Origin of the sequence: Nocardioides sp. (assembly GCF_964229035.1) — a bacterium.
Classification (GTDB): Bacteria; Actinomycetota; Actinomycetes; order Propionibacteriales; family Nocardioidaceae; genus Nocardioides.
In genome coordinates, this window is record NZ_CAXRAZ010000001.1 from 54372 (window position 1) to 75657 (window position 21286).

Annotated in this window: 20 protein-coding genes; 8 read left to right on the top strand and 12 right to left on the bottom strand. The window is 74.7% G+C overall.

All coding sequences use genetic code 11. The features are described 5' to 3' along the window. Nucleotides 1-247: 247 nt before the first annotated feature. From ACERUN_RS00255 to mraZ, 4 genes are all read right to left on the bottom strand, one after another. Entirely contained in the window at nucleotides 248-829 is a 582-nt protein-coding gene (locus ACERUN_RS00255) for a hypothetical protein (protein WP_370287531.1), read from the bottom strand. Next, the gene (gene rsmH / locus ACERUN_RS00260) at nucleotides 829-1848 is read right to left on the bottom strand and encodes a 16S rRNA (cytosine(1402)-N(4))-methyltransferase RsmH (protein WP_370287652.1); all 1020 of its coding nucleotides are present in this window, start codon (nucleotides 1846-1848) and stop codon (nucleotides 829-831) included. Before rsmH ends, ACERUN_RS00255 begins: the two co-directional genes overlap by 1 nt. 94 nt (nucleotides 1849-1942) lie before the next feature. Further along, nucleotides 1943-2098 (bottom strand): hypothetical protein, encoded by a 156-nt coding sequence (locus tag ACERUN_RS00265; RefSeq protein WP_370287532.1) that lies wholly within the window; start codon nucleotides 2096-2098, stop codon nucleotides 1943-1945. 378 nt (nucleotides 2099-2476) lie between these two features. Further along, entirely contained in the window at nucleotides 2477-2899 is a 423-nt protein-coding gene (mraZ, locus tag ACERUN_RS00270) for a division/cell wall cluster transcriptional repressor MraZ (protein WP_370287533.1), read from the bottom strand. A gap of 390 nt (nucleotides 2900-3289) precedes the next feature. Here mraZ and ACERUN_RS00275 point away from each other — a divergent pair, with 390 nt between their 5' ends. From ACERUN_RS00275 to ACERUN_RS00285, 3 genes are read left to right on the top strand one after another with little or no spacing between them, the layout of a single operon-like run. Next, the gene (locus tag ACERUN_RS00275; RefSeq protein WP_370287534.1) at nucleotides 3290-4324 is read left to right on the top strand and encodes an AAA family ATPase; all 1035 of its coding nucleotides are present in this window, start codon (nucleotides 3290-3292) and stop codon (nucleotides 4322-4324) included. Between the two features lie 46 nt (nucleotides 4325-4370). Further along, complete coding sequence (locus ACERUN_RS00280; RefSeq protein ID WP_370287535.1) at nucleotides 4371-5642, top strand: DUF58 domain-containing protein; 1272 nt, start codon at nucleotides 4371-4373, stop codon at nucleotides 5640-5642. After that, nucleotides 5639-8032 carry a transglutaminaseTgpA domain-containing protein gene (locus tag ACERUN_RS00285; protein WP_370287536.1) on the top strand — a complete coding sequence of 798 codons (2394 nt, stop codon included), beginning with the start codon at nucleotides 5639-5641 and terminating at the stop codon, nucleotides 8030-8032. Before ACERUN_RS00280 ends, ACERUN_RS00285 begins: the two co-directional genes overlap by 4 nt. Nucleotides 8033-8225: 193 nt before the next feature. Here ACERUN_RS00285 and ACERUN_RS00290 read toward each other — a convergent pair whose 3' ends face one another. The 5 genes from ACERUN_RS00290 to ACERUN_RS00310 all read right to left on the bottom strand — a co-directional run bounded on the left by ACERUN_RS00290 (nucleotide 8226) and on the right by ACERUN_RS00310 (nucleotide 12097). Further along, nucleotides 8226-8669 carry a DUF3040 domain-containing protein gene (locus tag ACERUN_RS00290; protein ID WP_370287537.1) on the bottom strand — a complete coding sequence of 148 codons (444 nt, stop codon included), beginning with the start codon at nucleotides 8667-8669 and terminating at the stop codon, nucleotides 8226-8228. A 93-nt stretch (nucleotides 8670-8762) separates the two neighbouring features. Further along, nucleotides 8763-10142: a DNA polymerase IV gene (locus ACERUN_RS00295; RefSeq protein WP_370287538.1), complete on the bottom strand. Its 1380-nt coding sequence runs from the start codon at nucleotides 10140-10142 to the stop codon at nucleotides 8763-8765. A 69-nt stretch (nucleotides 10143-10211) separates the two neighbouring features. Continuing rightward, nucleotides 10212-10922 carry a methyltransferase domain-containing protein gene (locus ACERUN_RS00300; protein ID WP_370287539.1) on the bottom strand — a complete coding sequence of 237 codons (711 nt, stop codon included), beginning with the start codon at nucleotides 10920-10922 and terminating at the stop codon, nucleotides 10212-10214. Nucleotides 10923-10979: 57 nt separating this feature from the next. Further along, nucleotides 10980-11486: an SAV_6107 family HEPN domain-containing protein gene (locus ACERUN_RS00305; RefSeq protein ID WP_370287540.1), complete on the bottom strand. Its 507-nt coding sequence runs from the start codon at nucleotides 11484-11486 to the stop codon at nucleotides 10980-10982. A 98-nt stretch (nucleotides 11487-11584) separates the two neighbouring features. Beyond that, entirely contained in the window at nucleotides 11585-12097 is a 513-nt protein-coding gene (locus ACERUN_RS00310; protein ID WP_370287541.1) for a hypothetical protein, read from the bottom strand. A gap of 124 nt (nucleotides 12098-12221) precedes the next feature. On the opposite strand from ACERUN_RS00310, the gene ACERUN_RS00315 reads away from it, so the two are divergent. Next, on the top strand, nucleotides 12222-13538 hold the full coding sequence (locus ACERUN_RS00315) for a phytoene desaturase family protein (protein WP_370287542.1): 1317 nt from the start codon (nucleotides 12222-12224) through the stop codon (nucleotides 13536-13538). Between the two features lie 58 nt (nucleotides 13539-13596). On the opposite strand, the gene metF is transcribed toward ACERUN_RS00315, so the two are convergent. After that, on the bottom strand, nucleotides 13597-14487 hold the full coding sequence (metF, locus tag ACERUN_RS00320) for a methylenetetrahydrofolate reductase [NAD(P)H] (RefSeq protein WP_370287543.1): 891 nt from the start codon (nucleotides 14485-14487) through the stop codon (nucleotides 13597-13599). Between the two features lie 75 nt (nucleotides 14488-14562). On the opposite strand from metF, the gene ACERUN_RS00325 reads away from it, so the two are divergent. Then, nucleotides 14563-15651, top strand: coding sequence for a polyprenyl synthetase family protein (locus tag ACERUN_RS00325; RefSeq protein WP_370287544.1), 1089 nt, complete (start codon nucleotides 14563-14565; stop codon nucleotides 15649-15651). A gap of 33 nt (nucleotides 15652-15684) precedes the next feature. Here the strand turns inward: ACERUN_RS00325 and ACERUN_RS00330 are convergent, their stop codons facing one another. Then, entirely contained in the window at nucleotides 15685-16056 is a 372-nt protein-coding gene (locus ACERUN_RS00330) for an Rv2175c family DNA-binding protein (RefSeq protein WP_370287545.1), read from the bottom strand. A 142-nt stretch (nucleotides 16057-16198) separates the two neighbouring features. Here ACERUN_RS00330 and pknB point away from each other — a divergent pair, with 142 nt between their 5' ends. The 3 genes from pknB to ACERUN_RS00345 all read left to right on the top strand — a co-directional run bounded on the left by pknB (nucleotide 16199) and on the right by ACERUN_RS00345 (nucleotide 20236). Next, nucleotides 16199-18235 (top strand): Stk1 family PASTA domain-containing Ser/Thr kinase, encoded by a 2037-nt coding sequence (pknB, locus tag ACERUN_RS00335; RefSeq protein ID WP_370287546.1) that lies wholly within the window; start codon nucleotides 16199-16201, stop codon nucleotides 18233-18235. Beyond that, nucleotides 18232-19146, top strand: coding sequence for a DMT family transporter (locus ACERUN_RS00340; RefSeq protein WP_370287547.1), 915 nt, complete (start codon nucleotides 18232-18234; stop codon nucleotides 19144-19146). The genes pknB and ACERUN_RS00340 overlap by 4 nt, the downstream gene beginning before the upstream one ends. 79 nt (nucleotides 19147-19225) lie before the next feature. Beyond that, complete coding sequence (locus ACERUN_RS00345) at nucleotides 19226-20236, top strand: hypothetical protein (protein ID WP_370287548.1); 1011 nt, start codon at nucleotides 19226-19228, stop codon at nucleotides 20234-20236. Nucleotides 20237-20245: 9 nt separating this feature from the next. Here ACERUN_RS00345 and ACERUN_RS00350 read toward each other — a convergent pair whose 3' ends face one another. Continuing rightward, the gene (locus ACERUN_RS00350; RefSeq protein ID WP_370287549.1) at nucleotides 20246-21262 is read right to left on the bottom strand and encodes a low specificity L-threonine aldolase; all 1017 of its coding nucleotides are present in this window, start codon (nucleotides 21260-21262) and stop codon (nucleotides 20246-20248) included. Nucleotides 21263-21286 lie beyond the last annotated feature (24 nt).

The window sequence follows — 21286 nt, forward strand, 5'->3', positions numbered from 1 at the left end:
CGTCGCGACGGCGACCCGCGCCGACCCCCGCGCGTCGTGCTCCCGGCACGTCCGGGGCGCGGCGGTCGGGCCGGGCGCGGCTTGCGGAGGGGGCTGGGTCGGCTCACGGTTCCTCGTCTGCGTGGCGTCGGGCGGGTGGTCGGGAACGGTTCGGGAGGGCTCGGGCTCAACCTACGATCCGCGGGCCCGCGACCTCGGCTCGGCACGCCGGGGTCCGACGACGCGGGTGGCCGGGTCGGGCCGCTCGTCAGCGCGCGGGGCGCGCCGTCCTCGGGGCCGTGCTGGTGCGCTGGGGCGCGGTGCGCGGGGCGGGCGTGGCCTTCCGCACCGGCGCGGGCACCTCCACGCGCACGGTGCCGGGCCGGAGCACGCCGGGCTTGACCGGGGCCGGCGTCTGCAGCGGGATGCTGTCGTCAGCACTGGCCGGGGTGGGGCGCCCGGTCACCTTGCCGGTGTCGAGGTGGACGATGCCGGCCGGCGTCGAGGGGATGACCATGCCGAGGCGCTGGGCGGCCGCGGCCACCCGCTGGGGCTCCCGCAGGCGCTGGAGGTCCATCTCGAGCGCCTCCTGCTGGGCGCCGAGGTCGGTGGCCTGGCGCTGGAGGGCCGACTCGCGGAAGGAAGCCTGCTGCATCGAGGTGTTGAACATCAGCAGGCCGACCACGCCGGCCAGCAGGATGACGCTGACGAAGATGACGAAGGGCACGCGCGGAGCAGTGGTGCGCCGGCGCGGCACCACGGTGAAGCGGGCGCGGTCCAGGGCGGCCTGCGCGAGACGCGGCGCGGCGTGCGGCAGCCGAGCGCGTGCCTGGGGGGCGGTGGCGGACATCAGCGGGCTCCCTTGCCGTGGTCGTCGAGCTGGTCGTCGTGCTGGTCATCGAGCTGGTCGTCGTCGAGGGCGGGCCGGTGCGGCGCGACCGGATGCGGCCCGCGCAGGCGCTCGAGCGCGCGCAGTCGCACGGAGGCCGCGCGGGGGTTGTGCTCGCGCTCGCCCTCGTCGGCCTGCTCGGCACCCCGGGTCACGAGGCGGTACGCGGGCTCGGAGCCCTCCGGCACGAACGGGAGGTCGTCGGGCACGGTGGAGCGGGTGACGCCGGTGAAGGCGCGCTTGACCAGCCGGTCCTCCAGCGAGTGGTACGACTCGACGACCACGCGCCCGCCGACGCCGATGGCCTCGATGGCCGCCGGCATCGCGCGCCGCAGCACGCCCAGCTCGTCGTTGACCTCCATGCGCAGCGCCTGGAAGGTGCGCTTCGCGGGGTGTCCCCCGGAGCGGCGCGCCGGCGCGGGGATCACGTCGTAGAGCAGCTCGACGAGGCGAGCGGAGGTGGCGAAGGGCTCGCTCGCACGCTCACGCACCACCGCGTCGGCGATGCGCCGCGCCATCTTCTCCTCGCCGTACTCCTTGAGCACCCGGGCCAGCTCGGGTGCGCTGTAGGTGTTGAGGACGTCGGCGGCCGTGAGTCCGCGGGTGGGGTCCATGCGCATGTCGAGCGGCGCGTCGATGGCGTAGGCGAACCCGCGCTCGCGCACGTCGAGCTGCATCGAGGAGACGCCGAGGTCGAAGAGCACCGCCGCCACCGCGGGGATCCCGAGACGCTCCAGTACATCGGGGATCTCGTCGTAGACGGCGTGGACGCCGAGGAAGCGATCGCCGAATCCGGCGAGCCGCTCGCGGCTCATCGCGAGCGCGTGCGGGTCGCGGTCGACGCCGATGACCGTCGCCTCGGGACACGCGGTGAGCACGGCCTCGGTGTGGCCGCCGAGGCCGAGGGTGGCGTCGATGAGGATCGAGCCGCTCGAGATGAGGGCGGGACTCAGCAGCTCGACGATGCGCGCGAGCAGCACGGGCTCGTGACGCGGCGCGACAACGCTGGCCCCGGTTGGCTCGGTGGGCTCGGTGGGCTCGGTGGGCTCGGGGGGGAAGGTGCCCACGGCGTGATCAGCGTCCGATCCGCGGGGCGAGCAGCAGCGCGAGCGCGCATCCGATCGAGACGACCAGCGAGAAGGCCATGAGGACGGCGGCGTCGCGCGCCTGCTCCCGCACGCGGCGCGGCGCCTCCCGCTCCGACTGCGACTGTGCTCCGACGGCACTCATCTCTCGACCCCTCGACCCGTTTCGACCCGGTACTGCTGTGACTGCTGTGACTGCTGTGACTGCTGTGCGTTGCTGCTAATTGCTGCTGATTGGTGCCAGGGCGCGGACGACCGCCGCGCCGGTGGATCCGCCGAGCCAGGTCCCTGCCCGCTCCCGACCCGGGCGTTCCGGGGGCCACCTGGTGCCGGGGAAGGTGCTCCAGGGGGCCGCGTCGTCAAGGTCGCCGGTGCCGCGAGCGCCTGGTGCCGGGGAAGGTGCCCCAGGAGGTCGCGACGACGGTGACGTCGGGAGCAGGAGCGGGCTGAGACCTCGCCCTGCGGATCCGCTGTGGTGTTGTGCTGATGACCGGCTCGGACGTCGTCCGAGGCTCGGGCAACCTCAGTCGTCGTCCTCGTCGAGGTCGGCGAACTCCTCCAGGGCCTGGTTCTGGAACTCCGCCCACGCGGTGGGGTTCCAGATCTCGAGGCGATCCCGCACACCGATCACGACGACGTCGCGCTCGAGTCCGGCGTAGGCCCGCAGCGGCACCGGGATGCCGATGCGGCCCTGCTTGTCGGGCGTCGACTCGTCGCCGCCCGCGAACAGGACACGGGCGTAGTTGCGTGCTGCCCGGTTGGTCATCGGCCGCGCGGCAGCCCGCTCGGCCTCGGCCTCGAAGACGTCCGTGGGCCACACGACGAGGCACTTGTCCTGTCCCTGTGTCACCACGAGCCCCTCCGCCAGTCGATCCCTGAACTTCGCGGGGAGAACGAGGCGGCCCTTGTCATCGAGCTTGGGGGTGTAGGTGCCCATGAAGAGCATCTGGCACCTCCCTCTCCTCCACTTCGCCCCACCCTACTCCACTTTCCTCCACCGTCAACCACTTCGCCCCCCATCGCTCCCCCCACTCCCCCACCGACCGCCCCGATCCGCCCCCGGCCACCCCCGAACGCCCCTCCCGGGCGGCAGCGATGGGAGCGCTCGACCAGGGGGGGAAGGCGCAGTGGGGCGCGGTGGAGGGGCGTGGGACGCCGGGGTGGGCGCCGTGGTGGGTCCGGGTGGAGGACGGTGGAGCGGGCGGCTCCTTCTCAGGTCCGTCTCAGCCACTGCGGCCGTAGGGTGGCCAAAGGCGTCGACACGACCAGCGGACGGCGCCACCGGCAGGGCGACCGACCCGCGCCACCCGCACCCCCGCACGACCAGGGAGTACTCGTGGAACCCACCAGCCCGCCGTCCCCGGCGCACCAGCCCGCGCCGTCAGCCCCGACCTCGCCCGGGTGGGCTCCACCCGCCGACGCCGACATCGAGACGGTGGCCCGCGCCGCCGCCCGCATCCGCGCGAACGTCGAGAAGGTCGTGCAGGGCAAGTCGGAGGTGATCACCTCCGCGGTCGTCGTGCTGCTCGCCGAGGGGCACCTGCTCCTCGAGGACGTGCCGGGTGTCGGCAAGACGCTGCTGAGCAAGGCGCTCGCACGCAGCATCGACGCCAGCGTGCGGCGCATCCAGTTCACTCCCGACCTGCTGCCCTCCGACGTGACGGGCGTGTCGGTGTACGACCAGGGCACGCGGAGCTTCGAGTTCCGCCCCGGCGGGGTCTTCGCCAACATCGTCATCGGCGACGAGATCAACCGAGCATCGCCCAAGACGCAGTCGGCGCTCCTGGAGTGCATGGCCGAGCGTCAGGTCACGGTCGACAACGTCACCTACCCGCTCGAGAGCCCCTTCATGGTCATCGCCACCCAGAACCCGGTGGAGATGGAGGGCACCTACCCCCTGCCCGAGGCGCAGCGCGACCGCTTCATGGCGCGGCTGTCCGTGGGCTACCCCGTGCCGACGGCCGAGATCGCGATGATCTCCCAGCACGGGGCCGCGAACCCGCTCGACGAGCTGGAGGCGGTCACCACCACCGAGGAGCTGCGCAAGCTGTGCTCGGTGGTGGCCGCCGTCCACGTGGCCGCACCCCTGCAGCGCTACGCGGTCGAGCTGGTGTCGGCCACGCGCGAGCACCCGGAGCTGGTGCTCGGCGCGTCGCCGCGCGCGACCCTGCACCTGGTGCGCGCCGCCAAGGCGAGGGCCGCGCTCGAGCACCGCGACTACGTGATCCCCGACGATCTCGTCTCGCTGCTCCAGCCGGTGCTCGCCCACCGCCTGCTGCCCAGCTCGGAGGCTGCGATGAACGGCCGCGACGTCGCGGCCGTGCTCGACGACATCGCCGCGCGGGTGCCCGTTCCGTCGCCGGCACGGTGACCGGCGATGGGCGGCGGCCGGCGGGCGAGCACGGGGTGAGGGCCCGGTGAGCGACGCCGCGCCCCTGCGACCACGCCGCGCGCGCGGCGCGATGCGCCGACGCCTCGGGGCACTGACGCTGCGGGGCCGCGCCTTCGTGGCGGCCGGCATCACCGCGGTGGTCTGCGCGATCGTGTTCGGCCAGGACGCCCTCACCCGGGTGGGCGTGCTCGTGCTCGCGCTGCCCCTGATCGCCTCGCTGCTCGTCGTGCGCCGCACCGTCGCCCCGCAGGTGCAGCGCGTCGTCGCCCCCGCCACCGGCCGCGTGGGCGAGATCGCCCAGGTGCGGATGACGCTCTCCGGCCGCGGGGGCGGGGCCGAGCTGCATGCGGAGGAGACCCTCCCCTACGCGCTCGGCGCCCGCCCGCGCTACCTGCTCGAGGGACTCACCGGCGCCTGGCGTCGCGACCTCGTCTACCAGGTGCGCCCCGAGCTGCGGGGGGTCTACGAGCTCGGACCGCTCCAGCTGCGCGCCACCGACCCGTTCGGACTGGTGGAGCAGCGCTCCGACGCGGGGGGCACGACGCGGTTTGTCGTCACCCCTCGGGTGCTGCCCCTGCCGGCCATCCCGCTCACCGGCGGGTGGCAGGGGGGCGGCGAGCACCGACCGCAGTCCTTCGCCGCCGGCTCCTCCGAGGACGCCAGCGTGCGGGAGTACCGGCGCGGCGACGACCTGCGTCGCGTGCACTGGCGCTCCTCGGCACGCCTCGGCGAGCTGATGGTGCGACGCGAGGAGCAGCCCTGGGAGGCGCAGGCCGTCGTCCTGATGGACGATCGTCTGCTCGCCCACCGTGGCCAGGGGGCGGCGTCCAGCCTGGAGTCGGCGGTGGTCGCCGCGGCCTCGGTCGTCACCCACCTCGAGCAGCACGGCTACACCGTGCGGCTGGCGACCGCGGGCGGTCCCGTCGCGGTGGGTGCACCGACGGCGATGCGTCATCTCGCGGCCCTCGAGCCCTCCGCGCGATCAGGCCTGGAGGTCGCGTGGGCGGGTGAGCAGCTGCGCGGCGGCGTCCTCATCGCCGTGCTCGGGGCGCCCGTTGCCGACGACACCGCAGCCCTGCGTCGGCTGCGCCACGAGGCCGGCACGGCCCTGGCCGTCGTCCTCGACGTCGATGCGTGGACGACGCCCGCCCGCGGCGTCGAGCGCACCGATCCGTCCGCGGTGCTGGCCGGCCTCGGCTGGCGCGCACGCACCGTCGGCCCGCGCGACCGCCTCGACACCGCATGGCGCGAGCTCGGCCGCAGCCATGCCCACAGCTCCGGGAGCACCACTCGATGACCACCGAACGCGCATCCTCCCCGACCCGCGCCGCACTGCTGACAGCGGTGGCCGCCCTGACCACCTGGTGCGCGCTGACCGCGTGGACCCCCTTCGTCACCGACGCGACCACCTTCTTGCCGCGGCTGGCCGCGGTGGCGCTCGCCCTGGTGCTCGTCGGCAGTGTGCTGCGCGCCCTGGACGCGCCGTTCGCGGTGGTCGCGATCGCCCAGACGATGGTCAGCTTCGTGGTGGTGAGCACGGTGATCACCGGCTCACCGTTCGCACCCGGGGCGGTGGGGCGCTCGCTCGACGTGGCGGTCGCGGTCTCGCGCGAGTTCGCCGCCCCCATCGGGCCGGGCGCGCCGCCGATCTGGCCGTTGCTGGTCGTGTCCGGCGCTGCTGCGCTGCTGATCGTCGACCTCGTCGCGTGCAGCCTCCACCGCGTGGCGGGGGCCGGTCTCGTGCTGCTCGCCGTCTACGCCGTGCCCAGCGGGTTGACCGACGAGAGCGCCGGGGTGTGGGGGTTCGTGCTGGCGGCCCTCGGCTTCGCCGCACTGCTCTACCTGGACCACCTGGACTCGGGGTCGCGGTGGGGCCGTCGCGTGGCACGTCCTGCCGACGACCGGCCGGCATCGTGGGGCTCGGCCGTCGGGGGGTCGCTCGGCACGGCCTCGCGCATCGCCGTCGCCGCCGTGGTGGTGGCGGTGGCGGTGCCGGTGGCGGTGCCGCAGATCGGGCTCCAGCTCTTCGACGTCGGTTCCGGCAGCGGCAACGACGACATCCGCATCCGCAAGCCCGTGGCCGACATGAAGCGCGATCTCGAGCGCGGCGCCGACATCCCCCTGATCGAGGTCGACACCGACGATCCCGATCCGTCCTACCTGCGGATCTCGGTGCTCAACCGCTACACCGGTGAGCAGTGGAGCAGCGGCGACCGCGACGTCGCGAGCGAAGACCGCGCCGACGGCCCGCTGCCCCGCGCCGCCGGTCTCGACGAGGCGGTGCCGGTGCAGCCCTACGACTACCGGGTCACGGTCAGCCGCCGCTTCGACTCCACGTGGCTACCCACCTCCTACCCGGCCGCCGCGGTCGACGCGCGCGGCGACTGGCGCTTCGACCCCGCGACGCTCGACGTCCTCGCCGCGAAGGACGGACTCACCACGAGCGGGCTGACCTACTCGATGACCGCCCTGCGACCTCAGTACGGCACCGACGGCCGCTTCTTCCGCGACTCGGCCTCGGGGCAGACGAGCGCGGAGGTGCGCACGCTGCCCGAGGTGCCGCAGTTGGTGGAGGACCTGGCCCGCAGCGTCACCGAGCGTGCCGACAACGACTACGAGCGCGCCCTGCTCCTCCAGCGCTGGTTCCGCCAGGACGGCGGCTTCACCTACGACCTCGCGAGTGCGCCCGACGGCATGGGCAACGACACCCTGGAGTCCTTCCTCTCCCCCTCCGGACGTGTCGGCTACTGCGAGCAGTACGCCTCCGCGATGGCCGTGATGGCCCGCGTCCTCGGGATCCCCTCCCGCATCGCGGTCGGCTTCCTGCGACCCGAGCAGCTCGACGACGGCACCTGGCAGTACAGCGCACACGACCTGCACGCCTGGCCCGAGCTCTTCTTCGCCGGTGCCGGCTGGGTGCGCTTCGAACCCACGCCCGCCGGCCGCGCCGCCGAGACCCCCGACTACTCCCGCGTGCGGGTGCAGGGAGCCGAGGAGGCTCCCGAGGACGCCACCAGCGCAGCACCCTCGACCGCCCCCACCGGGCCCTCGAGCACCGCCCCGAGCACCGCGCCCGAGGAGCGCGTCGACGAGGCCGCCGCCGAGCAGGGCGCCGGGTCCGGTCCGGGCCGGCTGCTCGTGCTCGGCCTGGTCGGACTCGCCGTCCTCGCCCTCGCCGGGGTCCTCGCCTGGCTCCCGCGGTCGCTGCGCGCCACGGCCCGCCGAGGACGACGGAGCGCCGGCGGCGCCGAGGGGGCCTGGGCCGAGCTCCGGGCGACCGCCCTCGACCTCGCGCTCCCCTGGCCCGAGGACCGTTCCCCACGCGAGGTCGGGACGGTGCTGATGCAGCACCTGGGCGACCCGGACGGCCCCGGGGCCGAGGAGGCCGGTGACGCCCGAGGAGAGGTCGAGCGTCCTCGCACCGGCCCCGACGCCGCCCCTCGCGCGGCGGCCGCGTTGGAGTCGCTCGTGCTCGCCGTCGAGCGTGAGCGCTACGCACGACCGCAGGCAACAGACACCCCGGCGGCACCGGCGGCGGGCTCGTCGGGCCGTCGCGCCGTCCTCGAGCGCACCGCGAGCCTGACCGACGACCTCGACCTCGTCGTTGCCTCCCTGGCGGCCGGTGCCGGTCCCCGCGCGCAGCGTCGTGCGGCGTGGGCTCCGCGGTCGGTCTGGCGACGCGACTGAGCGCGCCCGCGCCGGCAGGGCCTCGCTGGGCCTCCCCGGGCCTCCCCGGGCGTCCCTGGGCCTCGCCGGCGGGGCCCCTCGCGCCAGCGGATGCGACAGGGTGTCCGGTCCCTCCGGCGAGGCGCTGGCCGCCAACGCAGAGATCCCCGGTCCGTTGCGGACCGGGGATCTCAGGAACTCTGACGGTGCGGCGTCAGTAGCCGCCGCTCTCGCGACGACGGCGCCAGCGCGAGCGCAGGGTGTCCATGAACCCGTGCGACGAGCGACCACCGCGGCCGGATCGTGCCGGGCGACCCGCCTTCGCGGCGCGCCCCCCGCTGATCACGCCGAGCCCCGAGGGATGGCTGACCATCGCGGTCTCGGGTGCGCTTCGATGCCGCAGGGCCGTCATGAAGACGGTGGCTGAGGCGAGCATGACCACGAAGCCGGCGACGCCGACGGGCCAGTAGCTGGAGACCGCACCGCCCATCATCACGGCCACGCCGACGACGAACACCGCGCCCGAGGCGATCGCACGACGTCGTGCGACCTGCCGCAGCGAGGTGCCGCGCAGCGTGGAGACGAACTTCGGGTCCTCTTCGCTGAGGGCGCGCTCCATCTGCTCGAGCAGTCGCAGCTCCTCTTCAGAGAGTGGCACCGGATCCTCCGACACGTACGGGGCTTCTCCGCCCAGTGGCCTTTGCCCCAGTGTAGGCAGGCGAGCACAACGCGAGGAAGGTGGTCTCGGCGGTTAGTCGGAGATCGTCACCGAATCGTCGCCGAATCTGGCCGAGCGGTCCGCCGCGATGGCCTGATCGGGCCACCCGGGCGGTCGGTCACGCTCGCCCGCCTGCGACCGACCGGCTCGCAGGAGGCTGGCGGGAACCAGCGCATCGCGGCCGAACCTGGCCACGGCCCGGTCGGCCACCGACTCGACCTGGCCCCAGCCGAGCTCGGGTTCGTCGAGGGTGCGCTGACGCTCGAACCCCCGCGGCTCGCGCAGGTCGCCGAGGCGCACTCCGAGGCGACGCACTCCCGGCGAGCCGCTCAGGCCAGCGTGGACGTGGGCGGCAGGGAGGGTGTCGAGGAGGCTGTCGAGGAGGCTGTCGAGCAGGTCGGTGGCGACGTCGTGCACCTCGCCCGTGCGGGCGGTCGGGCGTGGGAGACGACGTTGACGCTGACGGCTGGAGAAGTCGTCGAAGCGCACGTCAACCGCGACGACGAGACCTTCGCGGCCCATCCGGCGCACCCGGCGACACACCCCCTCGGCCAGCGCCAGGAGCTCGCGGTGCAGCTCCGCCCGGCCGTCGGGCTCCGTCGACAGGTCGGCGGCGAAGGTGCGCTGGGCACCGGCGCTGCGTTCGGGGTCGCCCTCGCCGAGCCCGAAGAAGCCGGCTCCAGCGGGCGCCAGACGATCACGTCCGCGCCCGGCGGCGAGCTCGCGCAGCCATGCGGCGGCGCGTTGTCCGACGGCCGGCTCGAGCACCTCGCGCGGCGATCCGGCCAGGTCGGCCACCGTGCGCACGCCGAGCCGAGCCAGCCGCTCGCGGGTGGCGGGACCCAGGCCGTGCAGCACACCGACGTCGAGACCGCCCCCGCGCGCGGCGAACTCCTCCGGCGGCAGGCGGACGACCCCGTCGGGCTTGGCGAGGCGACTCGCGAGCTTGGCGGCCGGACACGACGCGGCGATGCCCACCGAGCAGGTGAGCGCGTGCTCGGAGGCGATGCGCTCCCGCAGCGCGGCGGCGATCTCGAGCGGGGTGCCGTGCAGGCGCCGCACGCCACCGACGTCGAGATAGGCCTCATCGAGCGAGGCCACCTCCACCTCCGGCGAGAATGTGCGCAGCGTCGCCATGATCGCGCGCGAGGTCGCCAGGATCACCGGGAAGTCGGGGCGCACGCACACTGCCTCGGGACAGCGCCGCCGAGCCTCGGCCCCCGACATTCCCGAGCGCACCCCGCGGGCGCGGGCGGCATAGCTCGCGGCGAGGACGACCCCGCGGTGACCTCCGCCGACGATCACCGGCAGCCCGGCCAGCTCCGGGCGGGCCCGCACGGCCACGGAGGCGTAGAAGGCATCCATGTCGACGTGCAGCAGCCGGCACGGGTCGGCGCCGGTCTCACGGCTCATCGCGCCACGCAGCGGCGCGGCAGCGTCGCGGGGGGCCTGGGAGTCGCCGCAGTCGCCGGAGTCGCCGGGTCAGGAACGCCGGGCGAGCACGTGGAGCTGCGTGGCGAGCGGCTGGTACTCCGCACGCGCGGCGACCGCGCGCTCGAGGTCGAGCAGCGCCGCCGAGGCCCCCGGCTCGAGGTCGAGCAGCGCGGCGGGCACCAGATCGGTGAAGACCCGCACGCCCTGCACCTCGACGACGGACAGGCCGGCCGCGGCGAGGAGGTCCTCGACCTCGCCGCGCGTGTAGCGACGACCGGTGCGCGGATCGAGGGGCGCGGTGTCGTCGAGGAGGTCCCGCGCCTGGGTGAAGGCCCCCGCCATGGCCCGCGCGACGACGGCGGCGTGGCGCTGGCCGACGACGAGGCTGAGGAGGGCGCCGGGGCGCAGCACCTCGGTGATCGCCGCGAGGGCCGCCTCCGGCTCCACGACCTCGAGGACGCCGTGGCACAGGAGCACGTCGGCACTGCCGGCGCCGACCACCGACACGAGCTCGGTGACGTCGCCCTGCAGGCCCGTGACCGAGAGCCCGACCTCGTCGGCGCGGCGGGCGAGCGCCGCCAGGGCGTCGGGGCTGGGGTCGACCACGCGCACCCGGTGACCGGCCTCGGCCAGGCGAACCGCCAACCCGCCCGTCCCGCCGCCGAGGTCGACGACGTCGAGGGGCTCGGATCCGATCGCCGACTCGAGCGCCTCGCGGACCACGGCGGTGCGGACCGGCGTCCGCTCGCGACTGACCATGGCGCGCACCCTAACGCGTGCGAGGGACGGCGAGACGGACGGCGGGGGTCGCGCCCCTCACCCCGCCGCACGGCGCACGACGCCGGGCGAGCCCGCGTCCGGCTGCTCGTCGAGCCCGAACGCGATCTCGAGGACGTCGGCGTGGGGCATGAGCCCGAGGCCCTGCTCGACCAGGGCGAGGAACCGATCGGCATCGCGCACGAGGTCGTCGGCCTCACGCTCGGTGACCGCGCGGGTGGAGCCGGCCTCGGCGGCGGCCCGCTTGGCCGCCCCGGCCGCGAAGTAGGTGGCCCACTCCCCCAGCTCGGGCGCCACCTCGGCCAGGAGCACCCAGGCGTTGCGCTGGGGACGCCGACTCGTCGCCGGGCGGGCACGGGCCGACAGCAGGGCGGCCGCCGCCCGCAGCGCCGCGACGTGCGCGCAGGCGTAGCGGGTGGCCGGCTCGCGGGAGAGCACCGCCTCGCGCAGCGACTCGGTGGCGCGGATCAGGTAGCTGTGCGTCGTGGCGGGCAGCAGGTGCGGCCCGGGGGACGACGGCGCGGGGATGGGGAGAGTCTGGGCCACGGGGTGCCTCCTCGGTGTCGCGTTCGAACATCTGTTCGAACATCGACCACGCTACACCCGCCCTCCGACACATGCCAGAGGTCCGCGACGAGGGAAGGTCACTCGGAACGGGCGCCGGCGCCGGCCGTAGGAGCGGATCCGCGATCGGCGTCGCGGTCCTCGGCCCGGCGCGGTCGGCCCCAGGTCGACGGGGCCCCGACCCAGCGGCGACTCTGCGGGTGCCACAGGAAGACCAGGCTCACGGCACTCAGCACCGCGGCGAGCACCGCCGTCCAGTCGACGAGCAGCGGAGGATCGGTGCGCACGGTGCCCAGCGAGACGAGGAAGATGCCGACCGCGATGGAGCCGAGGCCGTGCCTCGCCCAGCGGTGCCCGCTGCGGAACAGGGCGATCAGCGTGAGCGCCAGGATCGCGGTGACCGAGTAGAGCACGAGGATCACCGGCACGAACTCGACCGGCTGCACGGTGCTGTCACCCACCTGCACGGGCGACCAGACCGCACCGAGGTCGTCGCGACGCAGCACCACCATCACGCAGACGGCGGCCCCGGCCACGACCTGGATCCAGAGCATCCAGCAGGCGATGTCGACAGCAGGGGGTCGCTTGGTCACGCAGGTCTCCCTCGGGCGGTGGTGGGGCGGCGCTAGGGTCGGCCCAGGTCGCCCGCCATTGTGCCCGACCCACCTGCCGGCCGAGCGGCCCGCGGGACCGAGCAGGAGGAGTACCCGAGAACCGATGTCCCGCATCGTCGTGGTCGGCGGAGGTCTGGGCGGCATGGCCGCAGCCGTGCGCCTGGCCAAGCAGGGCCACGAGGTGGCGCTCCTCGAGGCCGGTCCACACCTCGGAGGCGCGCTCGCGCCCGTCGAGCACGAGGGCCACGTCTGGGACGCCGGACCGGCCTGGACCCTGATGCCGGCCGCGCTGCGCGACCTGTTCCGCAAGAGCGGCCGGCCGCTCGAGAAGGAGATCGGCTCCGACCTCGTGCCGATGGACGTGCTGCGCGAGCACCGCTTCGCCGATCGCACGTCGGTGCGCCTGGCCAGCGGCTCGCGGGCGCGCCAGATGGAGGGCTTCGACGAGCTCGGGCCCGGCCTGGGCGAGATGTGGGCGCGTCACGTCGACCTCTACGCCGAGGTGTGGGAGGTGCTGCGCCAGCACTACGTCGAGGCGCCCTGGGACCCGCTGACCAAGGGTGCCGTGCCCGGCGATCTCGAGCAGCTGTTCGGCATCCGCGAGACCCTGCACAAGCGGTTGCGTCGATCCTTCCGCGACGAGCGGCTCGCGCTGGTGGCCGGTCACGCGGCCATCGCGGCCGGCCACGACCTGCGCAACGTCCCCTCGTGGGTGGGGGTGGAGGCCTACCTCGAACAGCGCTTCGGTGGCTGGCGGGTGCCCGGCGGCATGCACCGCGTGGCCGACCTCCTCACCGCGCGGCTGTCCACCCGTGGCGTGGTCGTGCGCACCGGCCTGCCCGTGCTCGACCTCGTCACGGCCAAGGGGGTCGCGGTCGGCGTCCGCACCGCGCAGGGCGAGGTGGACGCCGACGTGGTCGTCGTCGCGATCGATCCGCGGCGTCTGCCGACCCTCGCCGGGCTCGTCGAGCGCACGATGCCGGCGATCCCGCCGGTCGTGTGCCACATCGGCCTCGACGCCGGCGCCCCGCAGCTGGAGCACGAGGTGGTCTTCCACGCCGAGCCGCTCATCACCGTGCGACCCGGAGGTATCGCACCCGACGGCGGCACGGCCTGGACGCTGCACGGTCGCGGCAAGATCGCCGAGGACGTGCTCGTGGCGCTGGCCCGCCACGGCATCGACGTGCGCGACCACCTCGTCACCCGCGTCGACCTGAGCCCGCGCGACCTGGTCGAGCAGTGGCACGGTTCGCCCCTCGGCGTCCTCTGGCAGGGGCGGGGCACCGTGTACCGCCGCCTCGGACCCCGCACCCCGATCCCGGGCGTCTACGCCGTCGGTGCGCACGCCGCGCCGGGGTCGGGCGTCCCGTTCGTGGCTCAGTCGGCGGCGCTCGCCGCCCAGCTGATCGGCCCCGCCTGACGCACTGCGGCGCCCCGGGCCGGGCTCGGTGCCCGGCGCGAGGCGCCGCGGGGTCGCTTCAGGCCGTGATCTGCAGCGCCTCGAAGATCTCGAGCGTCGCCTTGGAGCGGTTGAGCGTGTAGAAGTGCAGGCCCGGCGCGCCCCCGGCCAGCAGCTCGTCGCAGAGCTCGGCGGCCAGGCGGATGCCCTCGGCCCGCACGGCGGCGGGGTCGCCGTCGAAGGCGCTGATGCGATCGACGATCTCGTCGGGGACGCTCGTGCCGATCAGCTCGCCCTGACGGCGGATCGCGCTGAGGTTCAGGATCGGCATGATGCCCGGCAGGATCGGGAGGTCGACGCCACGGGCCCGCACGCGCTCCACCAGCCCGAAGTAGTCCTCGGCACGGAAGAACATCTGGGTGACGGCGAACTCCGCACCGGCCTTGGCCTTGGCCACCAGCACGTCGGCGTCGTGGTCGAGCGACTCCGCCGACGGGTGGCCCTCGGGGAAGGCCGCCACGCCGACGCGGAAGTCGCCGCGCGTGCGGGCGAGCTCGACCAGCTCGATCGCGTAGTTGAGGCCGCCGTCGGTCGGGGTCCACTCGGCACGGGGGCCGGCCTGCGGGTCGCCGCGCAGGGCCATCACGTGGTTGACCCCGGCCTCCACGTAGGAGTCGAGGATGCCCTCGAGCTCCTCGCGCGTGTGGCCGACGCACGTGAGGTGGGCCATGGGCACCAGCGAGGTCTCACGGGCGATGCGGCCCGTGATGTCGACCGTCTTGTCGCGGGTGCTGCCACCCGCGCCGTAGGTGACAGAGACGAACGTGGGGCGGTAGGCCTCGAGCGTGCGGATGGCGTCCCACAGCTGAGCCTCGCCGGCCTCGTCCTTCGGGGGGAAGAACTCGAACGAGAAGGACCGGGAACCCTCGCGGATGATCTCACCGAGGGAGCGGCCTGCACCGGTAGTCATGGCGGTGAGTGTAGGTCCGTTCACCGAGTCCGGCCCGGCGGTCTCGCAAGTGCACCGCATCACTACCCTCGAGGGGTGAGCGAACCGGCCTGGGATCCCGTGACCTTCCGCGAGCGGGTCCAGGGGGCGCTGGACTCCTTCCTCGACGACCAGCAGCAGCGCCTGGCTCCGCTGGGCGCCGACGCCGACCGGCTGCTCGCCGAGGCGCGTGCCGTCGTCGGCGGCGGCAAGCGCTTCCGCGCCGCCTTCTGCCACGGCGGGTTCGCCGCGGTGGCGGGGCTGCCGAGCGGCGAGGAGGAGGCGGCCGTCGTCCGCGCGGCCGCGGGGCTGGAGCTCCTGCACGCCAGCGCCCTCGTGCACGACGACTTCATGGACGCCTCCGACACCCGACGGGGTCGTCCCGCGACCCACCGCGGCTTCGCGGCCGAGCACCGCGGCGACAGGTGGCGCGGCGATCCCGACCAGTACGGCGCCGCCGCCGCGATCCTGCTCGGCGACCTGCTGCTCACCTGGGCCGACGAGCTGGTGCGCCGCTGCGGCCTCGGGTGGACGACGGTCGCCGCGGCGCTCGACGTCTTCGACCTGTGCCGCTCGGAGGTCATCGCCGGGCAGTTCCTCGACGTGTCGGTGCAGGCGCGCGGTGTCGCGAGCGTCGAGCAGGCCATGACGGTGCTGCGCTACAAGTCGGCCAAGTACTCCATCGAGCGTCCGCTCCACGTCGGCGCGGCACTGGCCGGAGCCGGCGCCGCCGATCTGGCCGCCCTCACCGCGTTCGGCCTACCGCTCGGCGAGGCCTTCCAGCTGCGCGACGACCTGCTCGGCGTCTTCGGCGACCCGGCCACCACCGGCAAGCCCGCGGGCGACGACCTCGTCGAGGGCAAGCGCACGGTGCTCGTCGCCCTCGCCCTCGAGCACGCCTCCGCCGCCGAGGCCGCCCACCTCGACGCGGCACTCGGCACCCAGCTGGACGACGCCCAGGTGGCCCGGCTGCGCGAGCTCATCGAGCGCTCGGGCGCACGCGAGCGCGTCGAGACGCTGATCGAGCGCCTCGCGGACGACGCCGTGGCCGCGCTGCACCGCGGTGCGGGCGAGCAGCACTGGGACGAGCGGGCGATCGGCGTCCTCGAGCAGCTGGCGGCGGCCGCCACCGACCGCGCCCACTGACCGGGGCGCACTGACCGGGGCGCCCGGCGGCGATCAGAGCGCCAGCGCCTGGGCGCGCCGCTTGACCTCCGAGCCGCGGTTCTCGCGCAGCGCGTCGATCGGTCGGCCCGGCAGATCGGCGTCGAGGAAGATCCAGGCGATGCACTCGCGGTCGTCGAAGCCGCTGTCGTGCAGCAGGGTGAGCAGCCCCGGGAGGCCCTTCACCGGCTCGCCGTCGACGAGGAACAGCGCGGGCACGCCCTGGGGGCGGTCGGGGGCGGGCTTGGCGGCCGCGAGCTGGTGGTCGCGCACCATCGTGCGGACCTTGGCCGGGGTGACACCCAGCTCGCGCCCGGCCTCGTCCCAGGTGAGCCAGTCGGCGACGAGGGCGGCGAGGTCGTGATCGGCGAGACGCGGTTCGGTCATGGCTCCATCCTGGCCCATCGAGGGGCCGCGCCGCGCGCCGCGCCCCGCGCGCCGCTGCCCGAGGACGACGCACCCGCGCCGTACCATGGACGCTCCGGCCACTTCCCCGGCCGGCATCGATCGAGCGCACAGGAGGGTCGCTGTGCCGGACCGAGGGACCGAGGACCATCAGGCCGGCCGCCTGCTCGAGGGCCGCTACCGCATCGGTCAGCGCATCGCCCGCGGCGGCATGGCCGGCGTCTACGAGGCCGTCGACGAGCGGCTCGGCCGCACGGTCGCGGTGAAGATCATGCACCCCGGTCTCGGCGACGCCACCCGCGACGCCGAGGAGTCCTTCGCCAGGCGGTTCGTGCGCGAGGCGCGCGCCGCCGCCCAGCTCTCGCACCCCAACGTGGTGGCGGTGCACGACCAGGGCCGCGACCCGAGCGACGGCACGGTCTACCTCGTCATGGAGTACGTGCCCGGCCACACGCTGCGCGACGTGGTGGCCAAGGAGGCGCCGATGTCGCCCGAGCGGGCGCTGGCGCTCCTCGACCCCGTGCTCTCCGCCCTCGCCGCAGCCCACCGCGCGGGCGTCGTCCACCGCGACGTGAAGCCGGAGAACGTCCTTATCGCCGACGACGGCCGGGTCAAGGTCGCCGACTTCGGCCTCGCGCGCGCGGTCGGCGCGGAGACCCAGCACACCGCCACGGCCGGCGTGCTCATCGGCACGGTGTCCTACCTGGCTCCCGAGCTGGTCGTGGAGGCCGAGGCCGACGCGCGCGTCGATGTCTACGCGGCCGGCGTGATGCTCTACGAGCTGCTCACCGGCGAGAAGCCGCACGACGCCGAGACCCCGATCGCCGTGGCCTACCGCCACGTGCACCACGACGTGCCGGCGCCCTCGCTGCGCGTGGCCGGCATCCCCGACTACGTCGACGCGCTGGTGGCCCGGGCCACGGTGCGCGACGTGACGCTCCGCCCGGCCGACGCCGGCGTGCTGCTGCACCACGTGCGCCGCGTCGTCCACGCGCTGCGCGAGGGGCTGACGAGCGACGCCGAGCTCGTCCAGGACCTCCTGCCGGGAGCTCGCAGCGGCCGCGCCGGCGACACCACCCCGGAGCCCGTGTCGAGCCTGTGGGCGGGCGTGGACGAAAGCGCCACCACGCTGCTGCGCGAGCGCACCGAGCTTCCTGAGCGCACCGAGCGCACCGCCGTGATCACGCCGGGCCCGCCGCCCCCGCGCCGACTCGACCCGGCGTCCGCCGACACCGGCCGCGACCGTCGTCCTCGTCGGCGTGGCCGCTGGATCCTCGCCCTCGTGGTGGTCGTGCTCCTCGGCGCGCTCGGCTCGGCCGGCTACTGGTTCGGCTGGGGTCGCTACACCTCCACCCCGAGCGTGGTCGGACTCGAGCAGACCGCGGCGATCGCCGCCCTCGAGGACGCCGGCCTGGGCGCGCAGGTGCGCGAGCGGGTGTACTCCGAGAGCGTGGAGGCCGGTCAGGTCGTGGCCACCGACCCCGCGCCGGGCGACCGCGTCCTGCCCGATGCCACCGTGGGGCTCACCGTCTCGCGGGGCCCCGAGCGCTACGACGTCCCCGACCTCAGCGGCCTGACCCTCGAGCAGGCCACCGCTGCGCTCGAGGAGGTCAAGATGGTCGTCGGACGACGCGCCGAAGCCTTCTCCGAGACCGTTCCCGAGGGTCGGGTCATTCGCTCCGACCCGGCGTTCGGGTCCGCTGAGGCCGAGGCGCTCCCGGTCGACACCGCCATCGGCCTCGTCGTGAGCCGCGGGCGCGAGCCGATCCCCGTGCGCGACTGGACCGGACGCGACGCCGAGCAGATCGTGAAGGCCCTGCGCGCCAAGGGCCTCGTCGTCGAGATCAGCGACCGCGTCTTCAGCGACGAGGTCGCGGCCGGCGACATCGTGAGCCAGCAGCCGGAGCCCGGCTCCGACACGCAGCTCTTCCGGGGCGACACCGTCGAGCTCGTGGTCTCGCGCGGCCCCGAGCTCGTGACGATCCCGTCGGTCCGCTACTCCTCCACCTCGAGCGCCATCGACCGGCTCGAGAAGCTCGGTCTCGAGGTGCGCACCGAGCGGGCGCCGATCTACCTCACCGGTCAGGTGGCCTGGGACACCGACCCCAAGCCCGGCAAGCGCGTGCGCAAGGGCAGCACCGTCGTCCTCTTCGTCGTGTGAGGGCCCCCGACGAGCGCCGCGTGGCGCTGCTGGCCACCCTCGCCCTGCTCGCGATGACGGCGAGCTGGGGCTCGACGTTCTTCCTCATCAAGGACCTCCTCGACCGGGTCCCCACCGTGGACTTCCTCGCGGTGCGCTTCACCATCGCCGGCCTCGCGATGCTGGTCGTCGCCCACCGGTCGGTGCTGGCGCTCCCCCGCCCGGTGCTGCGCCGCGCGGTGGTGCTGGGCGGGCTCTACGGGGTCGCGCAGATCCTGCAGACCGCGGGTCTCGCGCACACCCCGGCGAGCGTGTCCGGCTTCGTCACGGGCCTCTACGTGGTGGCCACCCCGCTGCTCGCGGCGGCGATCCTCCGCACGCGCATCGGCGGGGCCACCTGGGCCGCGGTGGCCCTCGCGGCCCTCGGGCTCGGCGTCCTCACCCTGCAGGGCTTCTCCGTGGGCTACGGCGAGGCGATCACGCTGGTGGCCGCCGTGCTCTACGCCCTGCACATCGTGGGTCTCGGCGCGTGGTCGCAGCCGGGGGCGGCGGTGGGCCTCTCGGTGGTGCAGCTGCTCGTGATTGCGGCCATCTGCATGGCCGCCGCCGCGACCACCGGCCGCGCGGGGGTGGTGCTGCCCGAGCGATCGAGCGACTGGCTCTCCCTGGTGTACATGGCGCTGGTGGCCGGGGCCGTGGCGATCGTCGCCCAGACCTGGGCGCAGGCCCACCTGCCCCCGACCCGCAGCGCGATCATCATGAGCATGGAACCGGTGTTCGCGGCCGGATTCGCCGTTGCCCTGGGCGGCGAGGGCGTCACGCCGCGCCTGCTCCTGGGCGGCTCGATGGTCGTCGCGGCCATGCTGCTCGTCGAGCTGCTGCCGCGTCGGCGCCGCCGGATCGAGGCCGAGGTCACGCACCTGGCCGTCTGAGGACGCCCCCTCCGCCTGGGCCGCCAGCGAGTGCTCGGGGCGGCTCGCGACGCCCTCGGGCGGTAACCTGAGCCCCGCCATGAGCTCCCCGTCGTTCTGCGAGGCCTGCGGACACCTCCTCGGGATCGGCCGGTTCTGCACCAACTGCGGCAGGCCGGTGCCCGGTCGCCACCCCGAGGCGGGTCCGCCCGCCGGCGTGCCCGGAACGTTCCACCCGGGGAGCACGCCGCCACCCGCCCGCTACCCGCTCTACGCCGACGAGCCCACCGCTCCCCCCGCCCCTGTCGACCCCGCCCCGGCCCGCACGGACGAGGCCGACCTGCTGCCGGGCATCGGTCGCACCGGCGGGGCGGATGCCCCGCCACCCGGTGGCCGACGCCGCCCCTGGCTGCCCTGGGTCGCCGGTGGCACCGCCGTCGCCGTGCTCGCCGGGCTCGGCGCCGTCCTGCTCGCCGGGGGCGACGACGGCGAGGAGGCCGACAGCGCCCGCGACCGCGCCTCGTCGTCCTCGACCGCCTCGGCGACGGACGACGGCTCCTCGGCGGGCCCCGAGGGGGCCGACAGCGACGACCCCGGCGACGACGCGAGCGACGTCGCGGCCCCGGATCCCGATGACATCGTCGACGTCACGCCCGGCGTCCGGGCGCGGGTGCCGGGCACCGCGCCGGCCAGCCGCGACAGCAAGGGTAGGCCGGTCACCTTCCGCGCCCGCAACATGTGGGACGGCGACGCGCGCACCTGCTGGCGCACCGCTGGCGACGCCAGCGGCCAGACGATCACGTTCCGCCTGCCCGAGGACACGGTGCTCACCGAGGTCGGCCTGCTCAACGGCTACGCCAAGGTCGACGGGCCCAACGACTGGTATCCCTCCAACCGACGGGTGCTCAAGGTCAGCTGGGAGTTCGACGACGGCCGCACGGTCACCCAGGACCTCACGGAGCGTCGCACGCTGCAGTCGCTGCCGATCGACCCCGTCGAGACCTCGCGGGTGCGGCTGCGACTGCTCGAGGTGAGCGCGCCCGGCGAGGGCAGCCGCGGGCGCGACTTCACCGCGATCAGCGAGGTGCGCCTGCTCGGCGCGCCGGCCTGACGGCCGATCTCAACCGTCGACCCGGCCCGCCTGCAGCAGTCCGTGCAGGACGTCGGCGGCGCGGCGCGCAGCGTCGGCGTCGATGTCGAGGTGGGTCACCAGCCGCACGGTGCGAGCGCCGACGGTGCCGATGAGCACGCCCGCCTCGCGGGCCGCCGCCACGAGCGCGGGGGCGTCGGGGTGCTCGAAGGCCACGATGTTGGTGTGCACCCGGGCGGGATCGACCCCGCAGGCGCTGGCGAGCAGCTGCGCGTGGTCGTGGTCCTCGGCGAGCCGTTCGACGTGGTGCTCGAGCGCGTGCAGTCCCCCGGCGGCGAGGATGCCGGCCTGCCGCAGCCCTCCGCCGAGCCGCTTGCGCCGCACCCGGGCGGTGGCCATGTGCTCGCGTGAGCCCACCACGAGCGAGCCCACCGGCGCCCCGAGGCCCTTCGACAAGCACACCGCCAGGACGTCGGCGACCGCGCCGTACTCGCGCAGCGGCGTGCCGGTGGCCACGTGCGCGTTCCAGAGGCGTGCGCCGTCGATGTGCACCCCGACCCCGTGCCGGTCGGCGAGGGCACGCACTGCCTTCAGGGCGTCGAGGCCGAGCACGGTGCCTCCGGCGAAGTTGTGGGTGTTCTCCAGCGAGATCGCCGCGGTGCGCACGAAGAAGGGCCCGAGGTCGGGCGCGACGAGCCCGTCGAGGACGTCGGTGTCGACTCCCCCGCCCGCGTCGATCCAGGTGCGCATGGTGAGGCCCGTGATCGCCCCGTGCGCGCCCAGCTCGGCGCGGGCGATGTGCGCGCGCGCCTCGCACAGCACCTCCTGGCCCGGCTCGACGAGCAACCCGACCGCGAGCACGTTCGCGAGCGACCCCGTGGGCGTGAACAGTGCGTCCTCGTGGCCCAGGAGGTCGGCCACCCGCTCCTCCAGGAGGCGGACGGTCGGGTCCTCGCCGTACACGTCGTCGCCCACCTCGGCGGCGGCCATGGCCGCGCGCATCGCGGAGGTGGGGCGGGTGACGGTGTCCGAGCGCAGATCGATCACCGCGTCATCCTCGCAGCACCGCCG

Excerpts from the sequence above, each read along its gene's own strand:
- ACERUN_RS00300 (WP_370287539.1), bottom strand. The coding sequence starts at position 10,922 with ATGGTCAGTCGCGAGCGGACGCCGGTCCGCACCGCCGTGGTCCGCGAG.
- metF (WP_370287543.1), bottom strand. The coding sequence starts at position 14,487 with ATGACTACCGGTGCAGGCCGCTCCCTCGGTGAGATCATCCGCGAGGGT.
- ACERUN_RS00315 (WP_370287542.1), top strand. The coding sequence starts at position 12,222 with ATGTCCCGCATCGTCGTGGTCGGCGGAGGTCTGGGCGGCATGGCCGCA.
- ACERUN_RS00345 (WP_370287548.1), top strand. The coding sequence starts at position 19,226 with ATGAGCTCCCCGTCGTTCTGCGAGGCCTGCGGACACCTCCTCGGGATC.
- mraZ (WP_370287533.1), bottom strand. The coding sequence starts at position 2,899 with ATGCTCTTCATGGGCACCTACACCCCCAAGCTCGATGACAAGGGCCGC.
- ACERUN_RS00265 (WP_370287532.1), bottom strand. The coding sequence starts at position 2,098 with ATGAGTGCCGTCGGAGCACAGTCGCAGTCGGAGCGGGAGGCGCCGCGC.
- ACERUN_RS00285 (WP_370287536.1), top strand. The coding sequence starts at position 5,639 with ATGACCACCGAACGCGCATCCTCCCCGACCCGCGCCGCACTGCTGACA.
- ACERUN_RS00255 (WP_370287531.1), bottom strand. The coding sequence starts at position 829 with ATGTCCGCCACCGCCCCCCAGGCACGCGCTCGGCTGCCGCACGCCGCG.
- ACERUN_RS00295 (WP_370287538.1), bottom strand. The coding sequence starts at position 10,142 with ATGAGCCGTGAGACCGGCGCCGACCCGTGCCGGCTGCTGCACGTCGAC.
- ACERUN_RS00330 (WP_370287545.1), bottom strand. The coding sequence starts at position 16,056 with ATGACCGAACCGCGTCTCGCCGATCACGACCTCGCCGCCCTCGTCGCC.